Annotated in this window: 19 protein-coding genes and 1 pseudogene; 7 read left to right on the forward strand and 13 right to left on the reverse strand. The window is 63.7% G+C overall.

Going from position 1 to position 18839, the window contains the following annotated elements; translation table 11 throughout:
• Positions 1–2 precede the first annotated feature (2 nt).
• Positions 3–1931, reverse strand: a complete 1929-nt coding sequence (locus BN9444_RS03795) for a DUF6049 family protein (RefSeq protein WP_068801429.1) — start codon at positions 1929–1931, stop codon at positions 3–5.
• A gap of 102 nt (positions 1932–2033) precedes the next feature.
• Positions 2034–2651 carry an NUDIX hydrolase gene (locus BN9444_RS03800; RefSeq protein ID WP_068801430.1) on the reverse strand — a complete coding sequence of 206 codons (618 nt, stop codon included), beginning with the start codon at positions 2649–2651 and terminating at the stop codon, positions 2034–2036.
• 28 nt (positions 2652–2679) lie between these two features.
• Between BN9444_RS03800 and BN9444_RS03805 the strand changes: the two genes are divergently transcribed.
• From BN9444_RS03805 to BN9444_RS03820, 4 genes are read left to right on the forward strand one after another with little or no spacing between them, the layout of a single operon-like run.
• Positions 2680–4146 (forward strand): CCA tRNA nucleotidyltransferase, encoded by a 1467-nt coding sequence (locus BN9444_RS03805; RefSeq protein WP_066512545.1) that lies wholly within the window; start codon positions 2680–2682, stop codon positions 4144–4146.
• A 2-nt stretch (positions 4147–4148) separates the two neighbouring features.
• Positions 4149–4745: a YqgE/AlgH family protein gene (locus BN9444_RS03810; RefSeq protein ID WP_066492698.1), complete on the forward strand. Its 597-nt coding sequence runs from the start codon at positions 4149–4151 to the stop codon at positions 4743–4745.
• A 54-nt stretch (positions 4746–4799) separates the two neighbouring features.
• Positions 4800–5543: an AzlC family ABC transporter permease gene (locus BN9444_RS03815; protein WP_066512541.1), complete on the forward strand. Its 744-nt coding sequence runs from the start codon at positions 4800–4802 to the stop codon at positions 5541–5543.
• On the forward strand, positions 5543–5875 hold the full coding sequence (locus BN9444_RS03820) for a branched-chain amino acid transporter permease (RefSeq protein WP_066512536.1): 333 nt from the start codon (positions 5543–5545) through the stop codon (positions 5873–5875). Before BN9444_RS03815 ends, BN9444_RS03820 begins: the two co-directional genes overlap by 1 nt.
• A gap of 23 nt (positions 5876–5898) precedes the next feature.
• On the opposite strand, the gene BN9444_RS03825 is transcribed toward BN9444_RS03820, so the two are convergent.
• From BN9444_RS03825 to BN9444_RS03845, 5 genes are all read right to left on the reverse strand, one after another.
• Complete coding sequence (locus tag BN9444_RS03825) at positions 5899–6210, reverse strand: hypothetical protein (RefSeq protein ID WP_066512533.1); 312 nt, start codon at positions 6208–6210, stop codon at positions 5899–5901.
• Between the two features lie 6 nt (positions 6211–6216).
• Positions 6217–7191 (reverse strand): bile acid:sodium symporter family protein, encoded by a 975-nt coding sequence (locus tag BN9444_RS03830; RefSeq protein ID WP_068801431.1) that lies wholly within the window; start codon positions 7189–7191, stop codon positions 6217–6219.
• Positions 7192–7252: 61 nt separating this feature from the next.
• Positions 7253–7630: a Rieske (2Fe-2S) protein gene (locus BN9444_RS03835; RefSeq protein WP_066512528.1), complete on the reverse strand. Its 378-nt coding sequence runs from the start codon at positions 7628–7630 to the stop codon at positions 7253–7255.
• Between the two features lie 20 nt (positions 7631–7650).
• Positions 7651–8214 (reverse strand): hypothetical protein, encoded by a 564-nt coding sequence (locus tag BN9444_RS03840; RefSeq protein ID WP_068801432.1) that lies wholly within the window; start codon positions 8212–8214, stop codon positions 7651–7653.
• Positions 8215–8450: 236 nt separating this feature from the next.
• Positions 8451–8864 carry an SdpI family protein gene (locus tag BN9444_RS03845; RefSeq protein WP_066492676.1) on the reverse strand — a complete coding sequence of 138 codons (414 nt, stop codon included), beginning with the start codon at positions 8862–8864 and terminating at the stop codon, positions 8451–8453.
• A gap of 240 nt (positions 8865–9104) precedes the next feature.
• Here BN9444_RS03845 and BN9444_RS03850 point away from each other — a divergent pair, with 240 nt between their 5' ends.
• Positions 9105–10325 carry a dicarboxylate/amino acid:cation symporter gene (locus BN9444_RS03850; protein ID WP_066512520.1) on the forward strand — a complete coding sequence of 407 codons (1221 nt, stop codon included), beginning with the start codon at positions 9105–9107 and terminating at the stop codon, positions 10323–10325.
• 330 nt (positions 10326–10655) lie between these two features.
• On the opposite strand, the gene trpA is transcribed toward BN9444_RS03850, so the two are convergent.
• From trpA to BN9444_RS03885, 6 genes are read right to left on the reverse strand one after another with little or no spacing between them, the layout of a single operon-like run.
• Positions 10656–11498 (reverse strand): tryptophan synthase subunit alpha, encoded by an 843-nt coding sequence (trpA, locus tag BN9444_RS03860; RefSeq protein ID WP_068801433.1) that lies wholly within the window; start codon positions 11496–11498, stop codon positions 10656–10658.
• Between the two features lie 2 nt (positions 11499–11500).
• Positions 11501–12709 carry a tryptophan synthase subunit beta gene (trpB, locus tag BN9444_RS03865; RefSeq protein ID WP_066512507.1) on the reverse strand — a complete coding sequence of 403 codons (1209 nt, stop codon included), beginning with the start codon at positions 12707–12709 and terminating at the stop codon, positions 11501–11503.
• Positions 12710–12723: 14 nt separating this feature from the next.
• The gene (gene trpCF / locus BN9444_RS03870; RefSeq protein WP_068801434.1) at positions 12724–14130 is read right to left on the reverse strand and encodes a bifunctional indole-3-glycerol-phosphate synthase TrpC/phosphoribosylanthranilate isomerase TrpF; all 1407 of its coding nucleotides are present in this window, start codon (positions 14128–14130) and stop codon (positions 12724–12726) included.
• Entirely contained in the window at positions 14120–15145 is a 1026-nt protein-coding gene (gene trpD / locus BN9444_RS03875; RefSeq protein WP_068801435.1) for an anthranilate phosphoribosyltransferase, read from the reverse strand. Before trpD ends, trpCF begins: the two co-directional genes overlap by 11 nt.
• 10 nt (positions 15146–15155) lie before the next feature.
• Positions 15156–15794 carry an anthranilate synthase component II gene (locus BN9444_RS03880; RefSeq protein WP_068801436.1) on the reverse strand — a complete coding sequence of 213 codons (639 nt, stop codon included), beginning with the start codon at positions 15792–15794 and terminating at the stop codon, positions 15156–15158.
• Positions 15794–17305, reverse strand: coding sequence for an anthranilate synthase component 1 (locus BN9444_RS03885; protein WP_066512501.1), 1512 nt, complete (start codon positions 17303–17305; stop codon positions 15794–15796). Before BN9444_RS03885 ends, BN9444_RS03880 begins: the two co-directional genes overlap by 1 nt.
• A gap of 446 nt (positions 17306–17751) precedes the next feature.
• On the opposite strand from BN9444_RS03885, the gene BN9444_RS03890 reads away from it, so the two are divergent.
• Positions 17752–18330 carry a hypothetical protein gene (locus tag BN9444_RS03890; RefSeq protein ID WP_068801437.1) on the forward strand — a complete coding sequence of 193 codons (579 nt, stop codon included), beginning with the start codon at positions 17752–17754 and terminating at the stop codon, positions 18328–18330.
• Between the two features lie 126 nt (positions 18331–18456).
• Positions 18457–18681 (forward strand): annotated as a pseudogene (locus tag BN9444_RS03895) (ABC transporter ATP-binding protein); the annotation flags it as partial.
• Between the last annotated feature and the right edge of the window lie 158 nt (positions 18682–18839).

Raw genomic sequence — 18839 nt, forward strand, 5'->3', positions numbered from 1 at the left:
CTCTACTTCTTCTTATGCGAGGCCCGGCGCAGGCGCACGGCGAGCGCACCCAGCGCGAGCAGGGCGACGAGACCGCCCAGGCCGTAAACACTTAACATACCGCCCCTGGTCTGTACCGCAATGGTGACAGGCTGCGAGATGGTCGCGCCGTCAGGCGTCGCGAGCCACAGGCGGAGGTCTGTCCTGCGGTCAGTCGGCAGGTCGGCCGTCATCGATACCGTAATAGAACCCTTGGCGGGTACCCGCAGCGTCTCTGGCGTGTTGAGGGACGCGGACTCAGGGCCTTCATATTTAATGTGGGCCTCGACGGGCAGCGGCAGCGAGTTCTCCGCGACGATGAGCAGCGGCGAGGATTGAGAAGATCGCGTATAGACGTTGCCCGGCGGAATGAGCGAGACGGAGGCGCGCAGCTCCTGCAGCTGCTCCGAGTTCGCCTCGAAGCGGCGCGTCGAGCGCACGATTGCGTCCTGGTAGCCGGAGGCCGTCTGGCGATCGTTGAGACTCAATGCCATGAGCAGGTCGCGGCGTAGCGGCAGCGTAAATCCGTAGCGCGTGAGCGCGATATTCGGATCATTGACCATGATGAGCATGAGCTCATCCGCGTACCGCGCTTGTTGCTCGGCCAGCAGGATTTCCGGCTCGCTCAGCGCCGCGGGGTCCGCGTAGGGGCTGCCCGGCTGGTCGTTTGTCTCTGCCGCGCCCAACTTGCCGATGCCCCCTTCGGCCGCGCCCTGCGCGAGCTCATCGAGGACCGCCGCAGCGGCGGCCGGATCGAGTTGGTTGGGCAGCTTGGCCACGAGGGGTGCATCTTTATCGGCTTCTGGGGCGGCGTGCTCGGTGCGCGCGAGGCGGATGCCGGCGGCGGCGCTGAGCGCGCGGGAGGCGGGGGCATCGGCAGCAAAGTCGTAGCGCAGTGCCGGGTTGGAGTACGCGGTGGTCTCCGGGCGCGAGCCGGTGGCGGCGAGCAGCGAGGCGAGCGAGGCGTTATACGTCGCGTAGTGCTCGCTGCCCGTGACCGTCGTATTGTCCGCGACGAGGACGGTGGGCGTGCCCAGGTCCGCGTAGGGGGCATTCGTCGTGAAATCCGAGGTGACGTAGCCGTTGCCGGGCACAAGGATAGTGGTAGGCGTTATGCCTAGGGTGTCCTCGATGGTCTCGTTGCCGCGGGCGACGGCCTCGTGGAGGAGCCACGCGTTGCGGGTTTTCGCCGCGGCGTTCTGGTCCGCGTTGGCCCACGGCATGGTGCTGATACAGTCGAGCTTCTTCAGTTTGTCCAGAAAGGCCTGCGCCGCGGCGGAGCCGGTGCCTTCGACGCCCGCGGTGTCGTTGGTCGAGCCCCAGGAGTCGCGCAGGCGCTGTGGCTTCTTCACGATGGACGGCCGGTTACTCGCCACGGTGTAGCCGTCCGCCATACGCGACGCAACGTCGACGAGCGCAGGGTCGAGCACGACGCAACCGGGCTGGTTGTGGTCGAGGTACGTGTCGACGAGTCGGGTAAGGCGCCCCTCGGGGCCGAGCTGGCCCGCGAGCTGCTCGGACTGGAGGATGAGCGACTCGCCGCCGGTCTCGCCCGGCACGATGTCCACGGTCGCGGTGAGCGGATAGAGGACCGTGAGGGAATCTTTGGCCTTGGAGTCGCCGACGGGAAGGAGGAGGCGGTCATCGGCAAGCGCATGCGCCGCCCCGTCCTGGAAGCCGGTGAGCGCGAACATGAGCGGGTAGACGCCGTCCTCGTCCAGGGCCAGGGTGCCCTGATCATTGAGGCCCGTGGGCACGCGGAGCTCGACCGTGGTGCGCTCCCCCGGTTCCAGGTCCGCGGGTGCGGCGGTGGCCGCGAAGTAAGGGAACTGGCCGGTGGCGAGCTCTGAGCGGCCTGCGTCGACGGTGGAGACGCGGTCCCCGCGCCGGGTGGTGACCTGGAGATCCGTCATCGTGGTGTCAGAGGTATTGACGATCTCGAGGGTGACGTGGAGATCCTCCCCNCGCCGTGAGGAGCGCGACGGAGGCGGCGACTGCGACTACAGCGGCGCGCCTCAACGCGGCGTGGCCTTCACTGCTTCCTTGTCTGCGCGGGCTAAGTCAGGAAGCAGATCGTGGGCGATACGCGCGAGCTTGCGCTCGTCCGCGTACGCCAAATGCTCAATGAGTTGGGACACAGGGATCCAGGAGACTTCGGTGACCTCCGGATCCTCGTCATTGAGGATGCCGTCGCGGAACCGCAAGAGATAATGGTGCACCGTCTTATGGATGCGCACGCCGTCTGAGACGAACCAGTAGTCGATCTCGCCGAGGTCCGCGAAGACCTCGCCGTGGATACCGGTTTCTTCCCAGACCTCGCGCTCGGCGGTCGCGCGCTTGTCCTCGTCGGCCTCGACGTGGCCTTTGGGCATGGACCACAGGAGGCGGCCGCGGCGGTCGAGGCGCCCGATGAGCGCGACGTAGACCTGGGCGAGATCCACCGAACCGTCAGCCTGCACGGCCTCCGGCAATCCGGAGACAACGAGGCCGCCCGCGGACGTTTCGTCCCGGGTTTCCATCGAGCGCGACTGCTGGCGTTGCTGCTGTTGCGCGCGCTTGGCACGCCCGTCGGTACGCCGGCGGCGGCGACGCCTGCGCGGTGCGGGTTTGGTGCCTTCATTTCGGTTAGTCATCGCCACTTATCGTAGTAGACTTGGCCGCGTGAATTTTCAGGACACCCAGGACAGCACCGACCGTACGGATCCCGCCTCGCCGGAACGCCTGGGCGTCCTCGCGCGGGCAGACGCCGCGGTACGCGAGCTCTACCCGCTGCTCGAGGGGCTCATCGCTCGCTTCGAGGAGTCCGGCCACGCGCTCTACCTCGTGGGCGGCTCCGTGCGCGACGCCGCGCTCGGCCGCCTGGGCCATGACTTGGACTTCACCACGCCGGCGCGCCCGGACGTGGTGCAGGCCATCCTTGACGACTGGGCCGAGACCGTGTGGGACACGGGCATCGACTACGGCACGGTGTCTGCGGCGTACAAGGGCCAGCAGATCGAAATCACCACCTTCCGCTCCGACGTCTATGACGGGGACTCGCGCAACCCCGAGGTCGCGTACGGCGACACGCTCGAGGGCGACCTCACGCGCCGGGACTTCAAAGTTAACGCCATGGCGGTTGAGCTGCGCAGCGACGGGCCGGAGTTCCACGACCCGATGGGCGGCCTCGGTGACTTGGCCGCACGCGTCCTCGACACTCCGGCCGCGCCGGAGCAGTCCTTCCACGACGATCCGCTGCGCATGCTCCGTGCCGCGCGCTTCGCCTCCCAGCTCGAGTTCGACGTCGCCCCGCGCGTGCTTAAAGCCATGAAGGACATGGCCGGCGAGATCCAGCGCATCACCGTCGAGCGCGTCCAGGTGGAGTTGGACAAGCTCATGCTCGGCTCGCTGCCGGAACGCGGTATCGACTTGCTTTGCTCCTCCGGCATCGCGGACTACGTCTTCCCGGAAATCCCCGCCATTGCCATGGAGCCGGACGAGCACGCGCAGCACAAGGATGTCTACGCCCACTCGCTCAAGGTGTTGCGCCAGGCCATCGACCAGGAAGAAGATGGCCCGGACCTCGTGCTGCGCTGGGCCGCGCTCCTCCACGACATTGGCAAGCCCGCCACGCGCGATACGACGGACGGCAAGGTGAGCTTCCACCACCACGAGGTCGTGGGTGCCAAGCTCGCGCGCAAGCGCCTGCGCAAGCTCAAGTACCCCAAGCACGTGACCGAGGACATTGCGCAGCTCATCTACCTGCACATGCGCTTCCACGGCTTCGATGGCGACTCGTGGACGGACTCCGCCGTGCGCCGCTACGTCACGGACGCGGGCGAGCTTCTCCCCCGCCTGCACAAGCTCACGCGCGCGGACTGCACGACGCGCAACAAGAAGAAGGCCGCGCGCCTCGCGCGGACGTACGACCTGCTCGAGGAGCGCATCGCGGAGATCGCCGCGAAGGAAGACTTGGCGCGCGTGCGCCCCGACCTGGACGGCAACGAGATTATGGAGATCCTCGACTTGAAGCCGGGCCCCGAGGTCGGCGAGGCGTGGAGCTTTATGAAGGAGCTGCGCCTCGAGGAAGGTCCCCTCGAGCACGAGGTTGCGATTGCGAAGCTGCGCGAGTGGTGGGAATCTAGATAGTTATGTACGCCGACCGACTGTTTAAGGCCCTCGAACGCAACGAGCCTGCGCGCGGCCAACTCCTCATCGCCGCGCCCGGCATGCGCTCTTCCGAGTTCGCGCGCTCCGTCGTGCTCATCCTCGAGCACAACGCGGAGATGACCTTCGGCGTCGTGCTCACCCAACGCTCCGAGGTCGCCGTCTTCAACGTGCTGCCCGAGTGGCTGCCGCTCGTGACCAAGCCGCAGGCCCTCTACATCGGCGGCCCGCTTAACCAGCAGTCCGTGCTGGGCCTGGGCATGACGCAGCCCGGCGTCACCTTCGACGAGGATGACGTGCTCTCCAAGATCGCGCCGCGTCTGGCACTCGTGGATCTGCGTGCGGAGCCTTCCGAGCTCGAAGATCGCCTCGCCGGCATGCGTCTCTTCGCAGGCTACGCGGAGTGGGCGCCCGGTCAGCTTGAAGAGGAAATCGCGGACGGCGATTGGTACGTCGCACCGGCGCTAGCGCAGGACGTGCTCACGCCTGGCCCGGCCGATCTGTGGGGCGACGTGATGAAGCGTCAGCCCATGCCTCTCCCCCTGTTCTCGACGTTCCCGCGGAGCGCCGACGCGAATTAAATTCCCGTACTGCGGGACGTTCATGCCATGTAGCGGGATTGGTATGCTGGCTCCATGAATTCCGTGGACACGCATGCAGAGATAAAGAAGGGCCTTGCTGATACCTGGGCCGTGGGCTTGGGACTTATTCCTCTCGGCCTCGCCTTCGGTCTGCTCATGGTCCAGACCGGCTTCGCGTGGTGGTGGACGCCCATCTTCTCCTTCGTGATCTACGCCGGTTCGATGGAATTCCTTGCCGTCGCCATGATTACCTCGGGTGTCTCGGCGACTGCGGCGGCCGTGACGGGTTTTATGGTCAACTTCCGCCATATCTTCTACGGCCTGACCTTCCCCCGCGATACTATTCGTTCGGTGCTGGGACGTGCCTACTCGACGTATGCGCTCACAGACGAGTCCTACGCAATCGTCTCCGCCCTGCCGCGCGGTGAAAAGTTCTCCGGGCCACGGGTGCTTACCATTCAGATCTTCTGCCAAGCGCTCTGGGTGCTGCCAGGCATCGTGGGCGCGGTGGCCGGCCAGGCCGTTCCCGACTCGGTCCAGGGCATGGAGTTCGCGCTCGTCGCACTGTTCGTGGTGCTCGCCTTCGACTCCTTTAAGAACAACCCGGACTACTCGCTGCCCGTCATCTCCGGCATCATTGCACTCATCTGTGCACTGCTTGTTCCCGGCCAGATGCTCATGGTCGCGCTTGTCGCGTACTTCCTCGTGCTCATTGCGCGCTTCTTCTCGCCGCGGCTCGATGCGGCACTCACCTGGAAACGGGGGGCATCGGAAAGCTTCGCACAGGTGGTGGACTAATGCCAGAAGGAGTGACCCTGGGCGCCATCTTCGCCGTACTGCTGCCCGTGTGTGTGGTGACGGTGCTTATTCGATGGCTGCCGTTTGGCTTCGTCAAGGCCTTCAAGAATAACCAGTTCATTAGCCTGCTGGGCCTGCTCATGCCCGTGGGAGTGATGACGGTGCTCGTGGTGTACACGGTCTTCGGCCAGCGTGAGGCACCCGGCGGGCTGCTCGCGGCGCTCCTCGGCGTGGCGGCGACGGTGGGGTTGCACCTGTGGCGCCACAACTCGGGGCTCTCCATTATCGGAGGCACGCTCGCGTATATGGCGCTGGTGAATCTAGTGTTCTAGCCGCGCAGGGTGGAGCAAAAGTATTAGAGCTCCGGGAAGCGGGCGGTGGCTTCGGCCCACAGCGCCTCAAAGTCCTCCAGGCTGAGACGCTCGGCCTCCATGCCCTCGTAGGAATCATAGGTGTTGGGGTGCGGCACCTCGGCGAGGGGAATTTGTGCGTCGCCCTGCGCGGTCTTAGGAGTCGCGGCGCCCACCACGGCGTCATTGGGGGCAAGAGCAACCAGGCGGTGCATGCGGCAGGTTGTGGGCGACAGCTCCTCGAGCTCGGCGACGTGGATGGCAACGCCCACCTGCGGGATGGTCATGGTGGTGCGGACGTGGAGGAAGGTGCTCATGGTGGACTATCTTACCGGCGTCTCTTCTTGGCGGGCGTAGCGGGCGGCCAGCCATGAACAGATCATGAGCTGTACTTGGTGGAAAATCATGAGGGGCAGGACGAGGAGGGCGAGCTGCGCGCCGCCTGCGCCGAAAATGACCGAAGCCATGGGCAGGCCCGTCGCGAGTGACTTCTTCGTGCCGCAGAATTCGATGGCGCGCGTGTCGTTGCGGTCGAAGCCCAGGAGCTTGGATCCGCGCTGTGTGAGCCACAGCATGAAGACGACCATGACGATGGAGAAGAGGACGAGGAAGAACACCTGCCACACTCCGATATTGGACCAGATGCCGCCCACAATGCCGGCGGAGAATGCGGAGTACACAACCATGGCGATAGACCCACGGTCGACGATCTTGGTGCCCTTGGTAGCGGCGAACGTGCCTACCCAGCGGCGGGTGATTTGACCCAGGAAGAAGGGCAGGAGAAGCAGGACGGCGAGGTCAACGAAGACGGAGGAGTCGATGTGAATGCCGGAGCCCACACCCATGCACAGCATAACGAGCAGTGGAGTGAGGAGGACGCCTGCCAGGTTGGACAGTGAGGCCGAAACGATGGCGCCCGCCACGTTGCCGCGGGCGATGGAGGTGAACGCGACGGAGGATTGCACCGTGGAGGGCACGAGTGTGAGGTACAGGATGCCTAGATACATATCCTCGCCGACGACTCCACTGAGGGGTCGGAGCGCAAGTCCGACGAGCGGATACACGACGAACGTGAATGCCAGAATTGTGAGGTGGAGCTTCCAGTGCTTGAGGCCATTGAGGGCCTCAGACGTGGAAAGACGCGCCCCGTAGAGGTAGAAGAGGAGCGCGATCGCGATATTCGTCGCGATGGAGAACGCGTCCGCGAAGGCGCCGCGCGCGGGCAGGATGGTGGCTAAAACGACCGCGCTGAGGATGAGGACGATCAGTGGGTCGGTGTTTTTCAAGCGTGCGAGCATGCCTTGCAGTCTACGCGGGCGCCGCGGCGCGATGTTTCACGTGAAACTACGTGTTGGGAGATTAGTCGGCAGCGGTATTCTTTACCGTCGTGCCGTCAGATTCCACGCCAAAGGCAGTAAGTCCGGTCGGCGCAGGGCCGGAGACGACCTCACCCGTGGCGAGGTCGAACGTGCTCATGTGCTTCGTGCAGATGGCGTTGCCGCCCTGGATCTTGGAGATCGGGTTCTGCTGGTGCGGGCACGTCGTGGAGTAAGCCTTGAACACGCCTTCCTCCGGCTGGGCGAAGATAACACCGTCGACGATGACGCCAGAGCCGACAGGAATTTCGGTGGCGGCTACCTCGGCGGTGGGCTCTTTACCGCAGGCGGCCAGGTAGGCGCCTGCGAAGGTGGTGGCAGTGCCGAGGAGGAAAGCTCGGCGGGAGCATCGAACAGTCATGCCTCTACCCTAGCGGGTGGTTAGGGTGTGAGGTCAATGTCCACGCCGTAGCCGTCGTCATTCTCCGCCTCGAGGTGAATATTCCCCAGTATTGCCTCGGCGTCATCGCGTGCCGCGTCGGCGGCCGTGTTGGAGAGCGTCCATTCCTTAATCTCGGTCCATGAGGTCTCGCCGAAGTCATATTCGCCGAGGGCCACGCCGACATCGGAAAGAATGGCGTCGATGTGCTTCTCTCTATCGTTGGGAGCGCCGGTCACTGTTGCGGAGACGGAGTCCGAATCGAAGTCGACCTCGTACGTTGCAGCGTCTGCTGTGCGGGTGCAGTCATCATCTTCATCGCAGGTGTATCCGGCCTGCTCGAGATTGGAACGGAAGCCTGGTACGTTGACGCCCTTCGACATGGCCGACGGTGAGGTCGTCTCGGCGGAAAAGGTGTGCGGAGCGGCCGACGTTTCGGTGGTGGCGGTCATCTCGGTGGTCACCGGCTCCGAACTTGGTGCGTCCGAAGTGTCTGCGGTCGAGGAGCACGAAGCAAGAGCGAGAGTAGAGGCAGTGAGGAGGGGAAGCGCGCTCAAAGATTTCATGCGTTCCAGTGTGCCTGTTATAGAAGATGCTGTCATGTCTCACCCCTCCGTGAGGGGGATTCCGTGCGGCGAATAGTTGGCGAACACCAACGAAGACTAGGTTTTGCGGACAGGCTCAGCCTCTTGTTTATTTAGTCACTGTGACGGCACACGAATTAAAAAGTTGGGCAAATGATGTAATGGGTTTAGTCCACTATAGGATTAAAAAAGAACCGCGGCAGAACCGCGGTGTACGTTTACTTGTTGTCCGCTTTGCGGGCGGCCCGGCGCAAGGCCGTGAGATCGACTGCGGGGCCGGCGGCTTCCTTTGCCTTTTCGTTCTGGTCGAAGAGGAATGCGGCGCGGGCGCCCATGTTGGCGCCGACGGAGACGGCGAGCACGGCGACGATGAAGCCGAGCGCGGGGATGATCCACATCCACCCGTGGGCGATGAGCGCGACGAGGCCACCGAAGAGGAGTGCGACGCCACCGAGGATCCATACTGGGCCAGCGACGGAGTGGGCGAACTCCCATGCCTCGCGCGACTTGCGAGCTTCCTCGACACGGAGTCCGATGACGTTATTGCCCGGTAGCTTGCGGGCAGCAGCGAGGCCGCCGATGACGACGAGCGCCACAGCGAGAATAAGGAGAATGACTCCGAGTGCAACCATGGGCTCCATTCTAAACGGTGCCTCCCCCTCGGCCGTAATCGTCCCACCGGGCACACTCGCCGCATATGTATTCATTATTCCCATGGGTGTGGGGTAACCTCAATGAGTATGTCGACCAATAGAAATTCGGCCGACCTGCTTCACTCCCTCGGGAGGCCGCGCTGCGTTGTGGCTGGTCGCTTGGGGGATGCGGAGTAGCCTCCCACCACAGGCTCCCTTTATCTTTGTGAAAGTACTGCCATGAACCTCAAGAGCATTGCGAATAGTCTTCTCTTCAAGATTATTGTCGCCATCATCCTGGGCGTTATCGTCAGCTTCTTCGCGCCGGTGTGGCTCGGCCGCATCTTCGCTACCTTCAACGGGCTCTTCGGTAACTTCCTTAACTTCTTTATTCCTGTCCTTATCTTCGCGCTCGTCGCGCCCGCCATCGCGGGTCTCGGCCGCGGCGCGGGTAAGTGGCTGGGCATTACCGCGGGCATTGCGTATGGTTCCACCATTCTCTCTGGCGCAATTGCTTACGGCCTGTCGTTGGCCCTCTACCCCACCTTGCTGGCAGGTCAGTCCATCAATACGAACGTCTCCGACATCGACGAGGGCGCCTTAGAGCCCTTCTTCACGGTGGAGATGCCCGCGCCCTTTGAGGTCATGACCGCCCTCCTGCTCAGCTTCTGCGTGGGTGTTGCCATGACGACGGTGAAGTCGGACAATCTGTATCGCGTCATCAAGGAAACCGAGAACGTTGTTATCAAGGTCATCTGGGGCTTTGTTATCCCGTTGCTGCCCATTTACATCTTTGGCATGTTCCTGTCCCTGGGCATGAACGGCAACCTGGGTGACGTCCTCGTTGCGTTTACCAAGGTGCTTATCCTCGCCGTCGTGATGACCATCGTGTACCTCATCTTCCAGTACGTCGTCGCGGGCGCCATCGCGGGCAAGAACCCGTTTACTGCACTGAAGAACATGGCGCCGGCCTATTTTACGGCATTGGGCACGTCATCTTCGGCTGCCTCCATTCCGGTGACGCTGGATTCGGCCTTGAAGAATGGCATCAGCAAGCCAGTCGCCGGCTTCGTCATCCCGCTCTGCGCCACCATTCACCTCTCGGGTTCCATGATGAAGCTGACGCTCTACGCGTTTGCCATCGTCTTCCTTACGGGCATGGATGTCTCTGCTGGTTCCGCTTTCGGATTCATCTTCCTGCTGGGCATCATGATGGTCGCTGCCCCGGGCGTCCCTGGCGGTGCCGTCATGGTTGCCGTTGGCCTTCTCCAGTCCAACATGGGCTTCGATGATTCCCTCGTCGCGCTCATGATCGCCGCGTACATCGCGATCGACTCCGTGGGTACCGCTGCTAACGTCACGGGTGACGGCGCCATCGCGATGATCGTGGATCGCTTCGCGGGCAAGAAGATCAGCGACGATGAGGCGGAGCGCGCCGCCCTCGCCGCCACAGAAGAGTAACAACACTAAGAATGAGGCCCAGCCGAAAGGCTGGGCCTTTGGTCATTCTTGGACACTGTGAGGTGTTATCCAGGCGCGTTCCCACGTGAAAGACGCGACGCATGCGCCGTCCGTCTTCTCTTATGAAGAAACTTTTGAGAAGATGAGAAACGGAACTCTTACACATTTCGGGAGAAGCAATGAGGTTCCGCTTCCCGTCATCCTGGCGCCGACTCCCCAGGAGGGGACGCAAGAGAACACCGTGAAGCTGCATAATGCTGCCGATGCCCCCAAGGACAACTCCGAGGAGGGTAGCTCCTCGGCAGGAGACATTGTCCTCCTCCTGCGTCGTTAACGCGTCCCCGCCTTCATGGCGGAGACGAACTCCGTCACGTCCTTAGCGAGCGCGTCGAGATCCTCGACGCGCGTCGTGCCCGCTTCCTCGTCGATGGTGACGAGGTGCTTCTCAATGATCTTGGTGAGCGCCGAGCCAGTGATGGCACCGGCGGCGCCGGCCTTGATGGCCGCAGCGACATGCTCCGGGGTGGAGATGCCGAAGCCGAGGAGGACCGGCGCGCCGCCGAATCGGGCGACGTTAGCGACTACCTCGTCGAGGCCGAGAGTCTCGGACTCCTTCTCCGTGCCCGTCACGCCGTCGCGGGAGATCGCGTAGATATAGCCCTTCGAGCTGGCGGCGACGCCCTCGAGGGTGTGCTCCGTCGCGCGGGCTGGGGCGATGAAGATCGGATTGATATCCGCTTTCTTTGCGGCGGCAACGAAGGGTGCGCCCTCGCGCACGGGGACATCGGGAAGCAAGATGCTATCAGCGCCAGCGTCCTTGAACTCCGTGTAGAAGCGGTCGAGGCCGCGCGTAAACGGCACGTTGCCGTAAATGAGCATGCCGAGGGGAAGCTCGGGGAACTCCGCGCGGATCTGCGCGATCTGCTCGATGGCGGCATCGACGGTCGCGCCGTTGGTGAGTGCGCGGATATGGGAGGCCTGGATGGTCGGGCCGTCTGCGACCGGGTCGGAGAAGGGCACGCCGAGCTCGAGGGCATCGGCACCGCCTGCCACCGCTGCACGGACGACGGTGAGAGTGGCGTCCGGTGTCGGATCGCCGAGCATGATGAAGGGGACGAAAGCGCCTTCGCCGCGCTGCTTCAGGGTCTCAAAAAGTTGGCTGTAGCGATCCATGATTAGTCCTCCTTGTAGACGTATTCCGGGTGGGCCTCGAGCGTGCGGCGCACGTGGGCGATGTCCTTGTCGCCGCGGCCAGAGAGTGAGACGAGGATAGTGATGTCCTCATCCTTGCGCTTGAGCGCGTACGCGAGAGCGTGCGAGGACTCGAGGGCGGGGATGATTCCTTCCTTGCGGGACAGGATCTGGAAGGCCTCGAGTGCCTCCGCGTCCGTGATTCCTACGTATGTCGCGCGACCCGTCTGTGAGAGGTAGGCGTGCTGCGGGCCGACACCCGGGTAGTCGAGGCCGGCGGAGATTGAGTAGGACTCCTCCACCTGGCCGTCCGCGTTGCGCATGAGGTAGCTGCGTGCGCCGTGGAGGATGCCGATCGTGCCGTTGTTGATGGTGGCGCCGTGCTTGCCGGAGTCGAGACCCGCTCCCCCGGGCTCGGCGCCGACGAGCTCGACGCCCTCCTCGTCGATGAAGTCCGCGAACATGCCGATGGCGTTCGAGCCGCCGCCTACGCAGGCGACGACGAGGTCCGGCAGACCGCCGGTGCGCTCGAGCATCTGCGCCTTGGCTTCCTCGGAGATGACGCGGTGGAACTCGCGCACAATGGTCGGGAACGGGTGCGGACCCGCCGCGGTGCCGAGGAGGTAGTGTGACTCGTGGAACGTTGCCGTCCAGTCGCGCAGTGCCTCATTCACGGCGTCCTTGAGTGTGCCCGAGCCGGAGTCGACCGGAACGACCTTCGCGCCCATGAGCTCCATGCGGTAGACGTTGGGCTGCTGGCGCTCGACGTCCTTGGCGCCCATGTAGATAACGCAGTCGAGGTCGAGCAGCGCGCACGCGAGTGCGGTGGCCGTGCCATGCTGGCCGGCGCCGGTCTCCGCGATGATGCGCGTTTTGCCCATGCGCTTGGCGAGTAGCGCCTGGCCAATCACCTGGTTCGTCTTATGCGCGCCGCCGTGGACCAGATCCTCGCGCTTGAGGAAAATACGCGCTTTCCCGCCGAGTTTCGTCGCCTCCGTGAGTGGCGTCGGGCGCCCCAAGTAGTCCTTGAGGTAGCCCTTCAATTCAGCACGGAACGAAGGGTCGTTCTGCGCGTCGACAAAAGCCTTCTCCAGTTGGTCAAGCGCCGGAATGAGCGACTCGGGGACGAACTGTCCGCCGAACTCGCCGAAGTACGCTGGCAGCAAAGTCGGTGTTTCACGTGAAACTGTCATTGTGTAATCCTCGTTTAATCCTCTGTGGTTCCGTTGTTAAAAGTTCGAATCTTCGCGAAGGTGCGCGCAATGAGTCCGGTGTCCTTGACGCCCTTCTGGCGTTCGACGCCGGAGTTAATGTCCAACCCCGCGGTTTGGACGTGGAGGGCGCGAATCGCATTGTCTGGACCGATGCCGCCCGCGAGCAATGCCTTCTCCTTCACCGCATCCGGGACCGCCGACCAGTCGAAGGGCGTGCCAGTGCCGCCCTTGCCGGAGTCAAGGACGAGCATGTCTACGTCCTCGATGAGTGGGGCCGCGAACTCCGGCCCGCGTGGGTCCGTCATGTCGAGGGCGCGCCACACCTCGCGCTCCCCTGCCGCGGCACGAACGGCGGCAATGAGGGCACGCTCCTCCTCCACCGAATTGTGGAGCGGCGCGTGAATCTGGAAGGCCTCCACACCGTCGAGCGCGAGTTCCTCCCATCCTTCGGTGCGTCGCGAGACGGCGACGTACGCGAGATCCGGCTCGTGCGCGATGATATCTTCCGCGGTTTCACGTGAAACACTACGCGGTGACGCGGACTCGAAGATGAGTCCGCCGTAGACCGCGCCCGCCGCACGGGCGGCTTGGGCGGCGCTCCATGTGGTGAGGCCGCAGACCTTGTTTGTGCCGTAGACGAGCTCCCGCGCAGCGCGGTCGATGTCCGGCGTACCAGTCAACTGCGAGCCGACGAGGAACGCATTGGCGCCGGCGCCGAGCTCGCGTACCGTCTGATTGTTGCGGATGCCCGACTCGGAGACGACAACTTTGCCTTCTGGGATGTACTGTGCGAGGCGCGCTGTGCGGCCCAGATCGATGGTGAGGTCGTGGAGGTTGCGGTTGTTGATGCCGATGACGTCAACGCCGAACGCGACCGCGCGGTCGACCTCCTCCTCCGTAATGGCTTCCGTGAGGACGTCGAGACCGAGCTTGTCAGCGAGCGCCTTGAGCTCCGCGTAGGTCTCGTCATCCACGATGGACATCATGAGCAGGATGGCGTCCGCACCAAAATAGCGGGCCGCGTAGACCTGGATGGGGTCGATAATGAAGTCCTTGCACAGCACGGGCAGGTGTGTGGAGAGTGCCACCGTCTGCAGATGGTCATAATCGCCGCCAAAGCGCTCCGGCTCGCAAAGCACCGAGATGGCGGATGCGTACCGCGAATAGACGCGCGCGATGGCACCCGGCTCGTAGTGCTCGCGAATAAGGCCCAGCGATGGGGACGAGGACTTGCATTCCATGATGAAGCGGTTCGTTCCATTGAGCGCGTCGTAGAACGAGCGCTCGGAACGCGGCAAGCTCTCGAGGTCCACGCCCGCGAGGCGCTCGCGGATGGCGGGCAGATGCGTGCGGCGGGCCGCGACGATGCCCTCGAGGACTGTCGGCACACTATTCGGCATAGTTCGCCTCCTCGTGCTTCTTCAACCATGCGGCAACCGTGCCATCCGCGAGTAGACCCAGGGCCTTCTCCGTGCCCTCCTTGAGGGTCTCGACCTGGCCGTCGAGGTAGAACATTGCGCCTGCCGATGCCGCGATGGCGTCACGGTGGGCCGGACTTCCGGTTCCCTCGAAGACCGCACGAATGAGCGCCGCGTTCTCCTCGCCGTCGCCCCCCACGAGGTCCGCGAGTTCGTGACGCTCGATGCCGAGGTCCTCCGGCTCCTTGGCGTAGTGCGTGATCTCACCGTCACGCAGCTCCCAGAACTCCGTCGTGCCGTGGACGGCGATCTCGTCCGTGCCGGCGCCGTGCGCGACAAGGGCGCGGCTGCGGCCGAGTTCTTGGAAGACCTCGGCGAGGAGCTGGCCCTGTGCCGGGTTGGCTATGCCCATGAGCTGATGCTCCGGGCGGCCCGGGGAGAGCAGCGGGCCCATCGTGTTGAAGAGCGTGGACACGCCCAGTGCCTTGCGCACCGGCTGCACGTGCGCGACGGCCGGGTTGTATGCCGGGGCAAAGAGGAACGTGAAGTTGGAGGCTTCGAACTGGCGAACGGCGCGCTCAGGGTCAAGGTCGAGCGGAATGTTGAGCGCCTCGAGCACGTCCGCGGAGCCGGACTTAGAAGAGACCGAACGGTTGCCGTGCTTGATCATCTTCACGCCGCCGGCGGCAGCGATGAGGGAGCCGGCCGTCGTGATGTTAATCGTATTGGCGCCGTCGCCGCCCGTGCCAGCGGTGTCCATGAGACCCTCGCCGGTAATCGGGAATGGGCGGCCCGCCTTGAGGAAGGCCTTCGCCGCGCCCGCAACGTCCGCGAAGGTCTCGCCGCGCGTGCGGATGCAGGTGAGCAACGCCGCGATGTGGACCTCGTCGTAGTCGCCAACGGTCAATGGTGTGAAGACCTCAATGGCCTCCTCCAGTGTCGGCTCCTTGATATCGAGGAAGCGCTGCAGGGTCTTGAGTGAGTCGTGGCTCGTCATGATGCGTGTCCTATCGGTTCGTCGTGTGAGTAGTGAGTTGGTGAATGGCTCGTTCCAACATGATGGGGCCCTCAGGAGTGAGCACGGATTCGGGGTGGAACTGGACACCCACCGCCATGCCGTCGAGAGTCTCCCCCGCCATGACCACGTCGCCGATGTCAGTCCGAGTGGTCGCCAGCGCGCGCATGCCGGAGGGCACGCTCGTGCAGCCCAGCGAGTGATAGCGCGCAACCGGGACCTGCGTGCCCACGTAGTTCGGATTGTCAGGCTCCACGTCGGTGGTGAGCCCCTCGAAGAGTGGGTGTTTCGCACCTTCTGGCGTGAGCGTCATCGGGAGCGAGACGCCGTGCACCGGGCCGCAGGGCTCGACGGTGCCGCCGTGGTGATGCAGCAGTGCCTGGAAGCCGAGGCAGATGCCGAACAGTGGTATCGTGCCCAGGGCGGTGTCGATGAGTTCCATCATGCAGCCCGCCTCTGTCGGGTGGCCGGGGCCGGGCGACAGGCAGATGATGTCCGGGCGCGCGCCCAGGATCTCGTCCACGGAGACAGTATTACGGAAGACCGTGGTGTCGAAGCCGGCGAGTGCGTCGACTAGGTTGTAGACGAAGGAGTCGTGGTTATCGATCAATACGACCTTGGGTGAAGTCATTAGCGCACAACCTCCAGCGTGGCATGATGAGCGGCGGCGATGGCGCTCAAGACCGCGTAGGCCTTGTGGAGCGTCTCATCAGCCTCGGATTGCGGGACGGAGTCGCGCACGACGCCCGCTCCCGCCTGGACCACGGCGGTCCCGTTCTTGACGTAGGCCGAGCGTATGACAATGCAATTGTCCATCGAGCCGTCGCCCTTCAAGTACCCCACTGCCCCGCCGTAGGAACCGCGGCGTACCTTCTCCGTCTCACGAATGAGCTCCATCGCGCGCAGCTTGGGCGCGCCGGTGAGCGTGCCCATGTTCATGCACGCGCGGTACGCGTCGAGCGCGTCGAAGTCCGGGTGCAGCTCCGCCGTCACGCGCGAGACCAAGTGCATGACGCGCGAGTAGCGGTCCACCTGGAGCAAGTCCGCGACGCGACGGGTCCGCGGCACCGCCACGCGGGCCAAGTCATTGCGGGCGAGGTCCACGAGCATGGTGTGCTCTGCGACCTCTTTGTGGTCGGTGCGCATCTCAAGCTCGTTGCGGATGTCGAGTTCGTCGTTGATGGTGCCGTCTGGGTTGAGGCCGCGTGGGCGCGTGCCGGCGATGGGATAGAGCTGCACCTCGCGCGTCGCCGCCGTGAATTTCAGGTTGGACTCTGGCGAGGCGCCGAAGAGTTCGTAGTCCGCGCCGCGGACGTAGAACATGTACGGCGACGGGTTCGACTCGCGCAGCGCGCGGTAGGCCGCGAAGGCATCCGGGCACTCGAGCGAAAATGCGCGCGCCGGCACCACCTGATAGATGTCGCCCGCTGTGACGTTATTTTGTAACTGTGACACAATTGCCCTGAACTCTGAGTCGGGGATCGAAGCGGTCGCGGTGACCCGATCGCGGCTCGGCGCGGGCTCCAGATCCTTCGCCGCAGTCTCCGCGAGCGCCGCCAAGCTTGCCGATGCCGCCTCTTCCGTCAGGTTGACCGCATGCAGCGCCGCGGTGCCCGCGAGGTGATCAACCGTGAGGAGAGTCTGCGCGACGACGAACTCATAGTCTGGGTAATCGTTTGGCCCCTCCCCTACCTTCGGCAGCTTCTCGAAGGTCTCGAGATAGTCATAGGCGAAGCCGCCGCCGATGAAGGGCAGCATGCCGTCGGAGTATCCCGCATCGAGCTGCAGGGCGCGCAACACCGCTGCGGTCGATACGTCTCGCAGACGCTCGCGCTCGTCCACCTTCTCTGAGAGCTCGAAGACGAACGCCTCGCCGTCGAAGTGATCCGCAAGTTGTTCCTTGAGTCGGCCCAGCATTGCGTCGCCCACTGGGGTTAGGGGCGTAGCAATGACGTGCTGACCCCGGCACGTGACCTTAAGTGCTGCTTGGAGAACGGCGATGCAGTTGACGTTCTTCTTCGACTCGATATCCGCCGCCTCGAGCAGCAGGCTGTCGTGCGCCGTCGCCAGCCGGTGGAAGAGCAGGGAAGCGTCCTGCTCATAGGGAATCTCGCGTGTGGCTGTCGCAAGTAGTGGTGGCATTTTCAGTGCCCTTTCGCGGCTAAATAATATCTGTAGCTTGTTTTATTTTGTCAGCTAAAGGTTCGCGCCGCGAGCGCCGGGTGGCTATGAAAACCACGAAAGGCCCGCGTACACGCGAGCCTTAACTTTCTGGGTTGCTTTCAACCGGCCCGCCGTTACGCGTGCCACCACCAGTTCTGGGTGTTGTTGGTCAGAAGTTGCATGAGACACACGTTAGCACGCGCTTCCACCGGGCGGGAGGTTTTTCCCATAATTCATTCACGCGGCGGCGCTTCCTCCTCTGTTGGCGAGGCCGCTCTCATGGCAAAAGTCTTTCGAAAGTTTCACTATGAACCGTCAGATTTTTACTATGAGGCGTCAGGTTTTGCCATGAGGTCGTGAATTAAGGACAGTTGTATTCTGCCGTGTCATGGCGTTGAAGGGATGCTCTCTGTAACCTCGGCCACATGGACACCCTCGCAGAAAAGTTAGCTCCGCTCCAGGACCAATTTTCTACCGAACTCGCCAACCGCCGCGCCGACGCAGAGGAAGCCTTTGCCCGCTTCGAGGCGGCCCATGCCGCCGACCCGCGCTTCGATGGACTCAAGCCGTGGCGCGCACCCTATGTCGACGCGTTCGCTCGCGCCGTCGCCCCAGAGATGAGCGTCGAGGATGTCGAGCTCGTGCTCGGCCAGGCCCTCGTGAAGTACTACGACAGTGATTGGCTTGTGGTGGGCGACGATGACGGCAGGCCGGTCTTTGGCGCCTACGCGCCCGGCCGTCGCTTCGCGCACCTGCCGGGGACATACGCGCGCGAGGTCGTGAATGGCACCCAATACCGCTACTTCGGACTGCACTGGACCGAGGACTTCACGTTTCCGGAAGAGAACGAGGAGGAATGGGCGGACCATTACCGCCACCTCGTGGAGGCGTTCTACTACCTCATCGCGCACCCCGAGGCGACGGTGAAGGAAGCGCTGGAGTCGGTGCAGGGGGCATCGGAAAGCTCGGCGGAGCTTACGGAATTGGCGGAGGAGCACCTCTAGTGGGGCACATATTTTCATGTGACTGAAAACCCACCGAGCAACAGCAAATTACGCTTCACACAAGTATTTCTTCCGATAGGAAGTCGACACCTGCCCGTCGACACGGGCACTATCACCGTCTCTGGCACGGATGTCGCCCGCCGCATCGTCGCTGAAGGCAACCTCACGACGCTCATGGTAACCCACAACATGGCCCAGGCCCTCAGCGTTGGCAACCGCCTCATCATGATGCACGAGGGGCGCATCATCTACTCCGCCGACGCCGTGACCAAGGCGCAGCTCACCGTGGAAGACCTCATGGCGGAGTCCGCAAAAATCAAGGGCGTCTCTGACCACACCCTGTTGCACTAGCTTTCCGATGCCCCTACCCCGGCGTTGTGCCTCGTCACGGACGGCCCCTGCCAGACCCTCCTTGCGTTAACCTCCGGCACCGTCCTGCAGGAGCATAACTCCCCGCCCGCCGCGAGCATCCAGGTTCTGGCTGGAGCTGTGACGAGGCGGCCGGGCAT

The sequence above is a fragment of the Corynebacterium phoceense genome, assembly GCF_900092335.1.
Lineage (GTDB): Bacteria > Actinomycetota > Actinomycetes > Mycobacteriales > Mycobacteriaceae > Corynebacterium > Corynebacterium phoceense.

What these genes read in the sequence shown, in the direction of transcription:
- BN9444_RS03845 (WP_066492676.1), bottom strand. Translation starts at nt 8,864, where the DNA reads ATGGTTGCACTCGGAGTCATTCTCCTTATTCTCGCTGTGGCGCTCGTC.
- BN9444_RS03825 (WP_066512533.1), bottom strand. Translation starts at nt 6,210, where the DNA reads ATGAGCACCTTCCTCCACGTCCGCACCACCATGACCATCCCGCAGGTG.
- BN9444_RS03850 (WP_066512520.1), top strand. Translation starts at nt 9,105, where the DNA reads ATGAACCTCAAGAGCATTGCGAATAGTCTTCTCTTCAAGATTATTGTC.
- BN9444_RS03830 (WP_068801431.1), bottom strand. Translation starts at nt 7,191, where the DNA reads ATGCTCGCACGCTTGAAAAACACCGACCCACTGATCGTCCTCATCCTC.
- BN9444_RS03880 (WP_068801436.1), bottom strand. Translation starts at nt 15,794, where the DNA reads ATGACTTCACCCAAGGTCGTATTGATCGATAACCACGACTCCTTCGTC.
- BN9444_RS03820 (WP_066512536.1), top strand. Translation starts at nt 5,543, where the DNA reads ATGCCAGAAGGAGTGACCCTGGGCGCCATCTTCGCCGTACTGCTGCCC.
- BN9444_RS03840 (WP_068801432.1), bottom strand. Translation starts at nt 8,214, where the DNA reads ATGAAATCTTTGAGCGCGCTTCCCCTCCTCACTGCCTCTACTCTCGCT.
- BN9444_RS03810 (WP_066492698.1), top strand. Translation starts at nt 4,149, where the DNA reads ATGTACGCCGACCGACTGTTTAAGGCCCTCGAACGCAACGAGCCTGCG.
- BN9444_RS03815 (WP_066512541.1), top strand. Translation starts at nt 4,800, where the DNA reads ATGAATTCCGTGGACACGCATGCAGAGATAAAGAAGGGCCTTGCTGAT.
- trpCF (WP_068801434.1), bottom strand. Translation starts at nt 14,130, where the DNA reads ATGCCGAATAGTGTGCCGACAGTCCTCGAGGGCATCGTCGCGGCCCGC.
- trpB (WP_066512507.1), bottom strand. Translation starts at nt 12,709, where the DNA reads ATGACAGTTTCACGTGAAACACCGACTTTGCTGCCAGCGTACTTCGGC.
- BN9444_RS03890 (WP_068801437.1), top strand. Translation starts at nt 17,752, where the DNA reads ATGGACACCCTCGCAGAAAAGTTAGCTCCGCTCCAGGACCAATTTTCT.
- trpA (WP_068801433.1), bottom strand. Translation starts at nt 11,498, where the DNA reads ATGGATCGCTACAGCCAACTTTTTGAGACCCTGAAGCAGCGCGGCGAA.
- BN9444_RS03885 (WP_066512501.1), bottom strand. Translation starts at nt 17,305, where the DNA reads ATGCCACCACTACTTGCGACAGCCACACGCGAGATTCCCTATGAGCAG.
- BN9444_RS03795 (WP_068801429.1), bottom strand. Translation starts at nt 1,931, where the DNA reads ATGACGGATCTCCAGGTCACCACCCGGCGCGGGGACCGCGTCTCCACC.
- BN9444_RS03835 (WP_066512528.1), bottom strand. Translation starts at nt 7,630, where the DNA reads ATGACTGTTCGATGCTCCCGCCGAGCTTTCCTCCTCGGCACTGCCACC.
- BN9444_RS03800 (WP_068801430.1), bottom strand. Translation starts at nt 2,651, where the DNA reads ATGACTAACCGAAATGAAGGCACCAAACCCGCACCGCGCAGGCGTCGC.
- trpD (WP_068801435.1), bottom strand. Translation starts at nt 15,145, where the DNA reads ATGACGAGCCACGACTCACTCAAGACCCTGCAGCGCTTCCTCGATATC.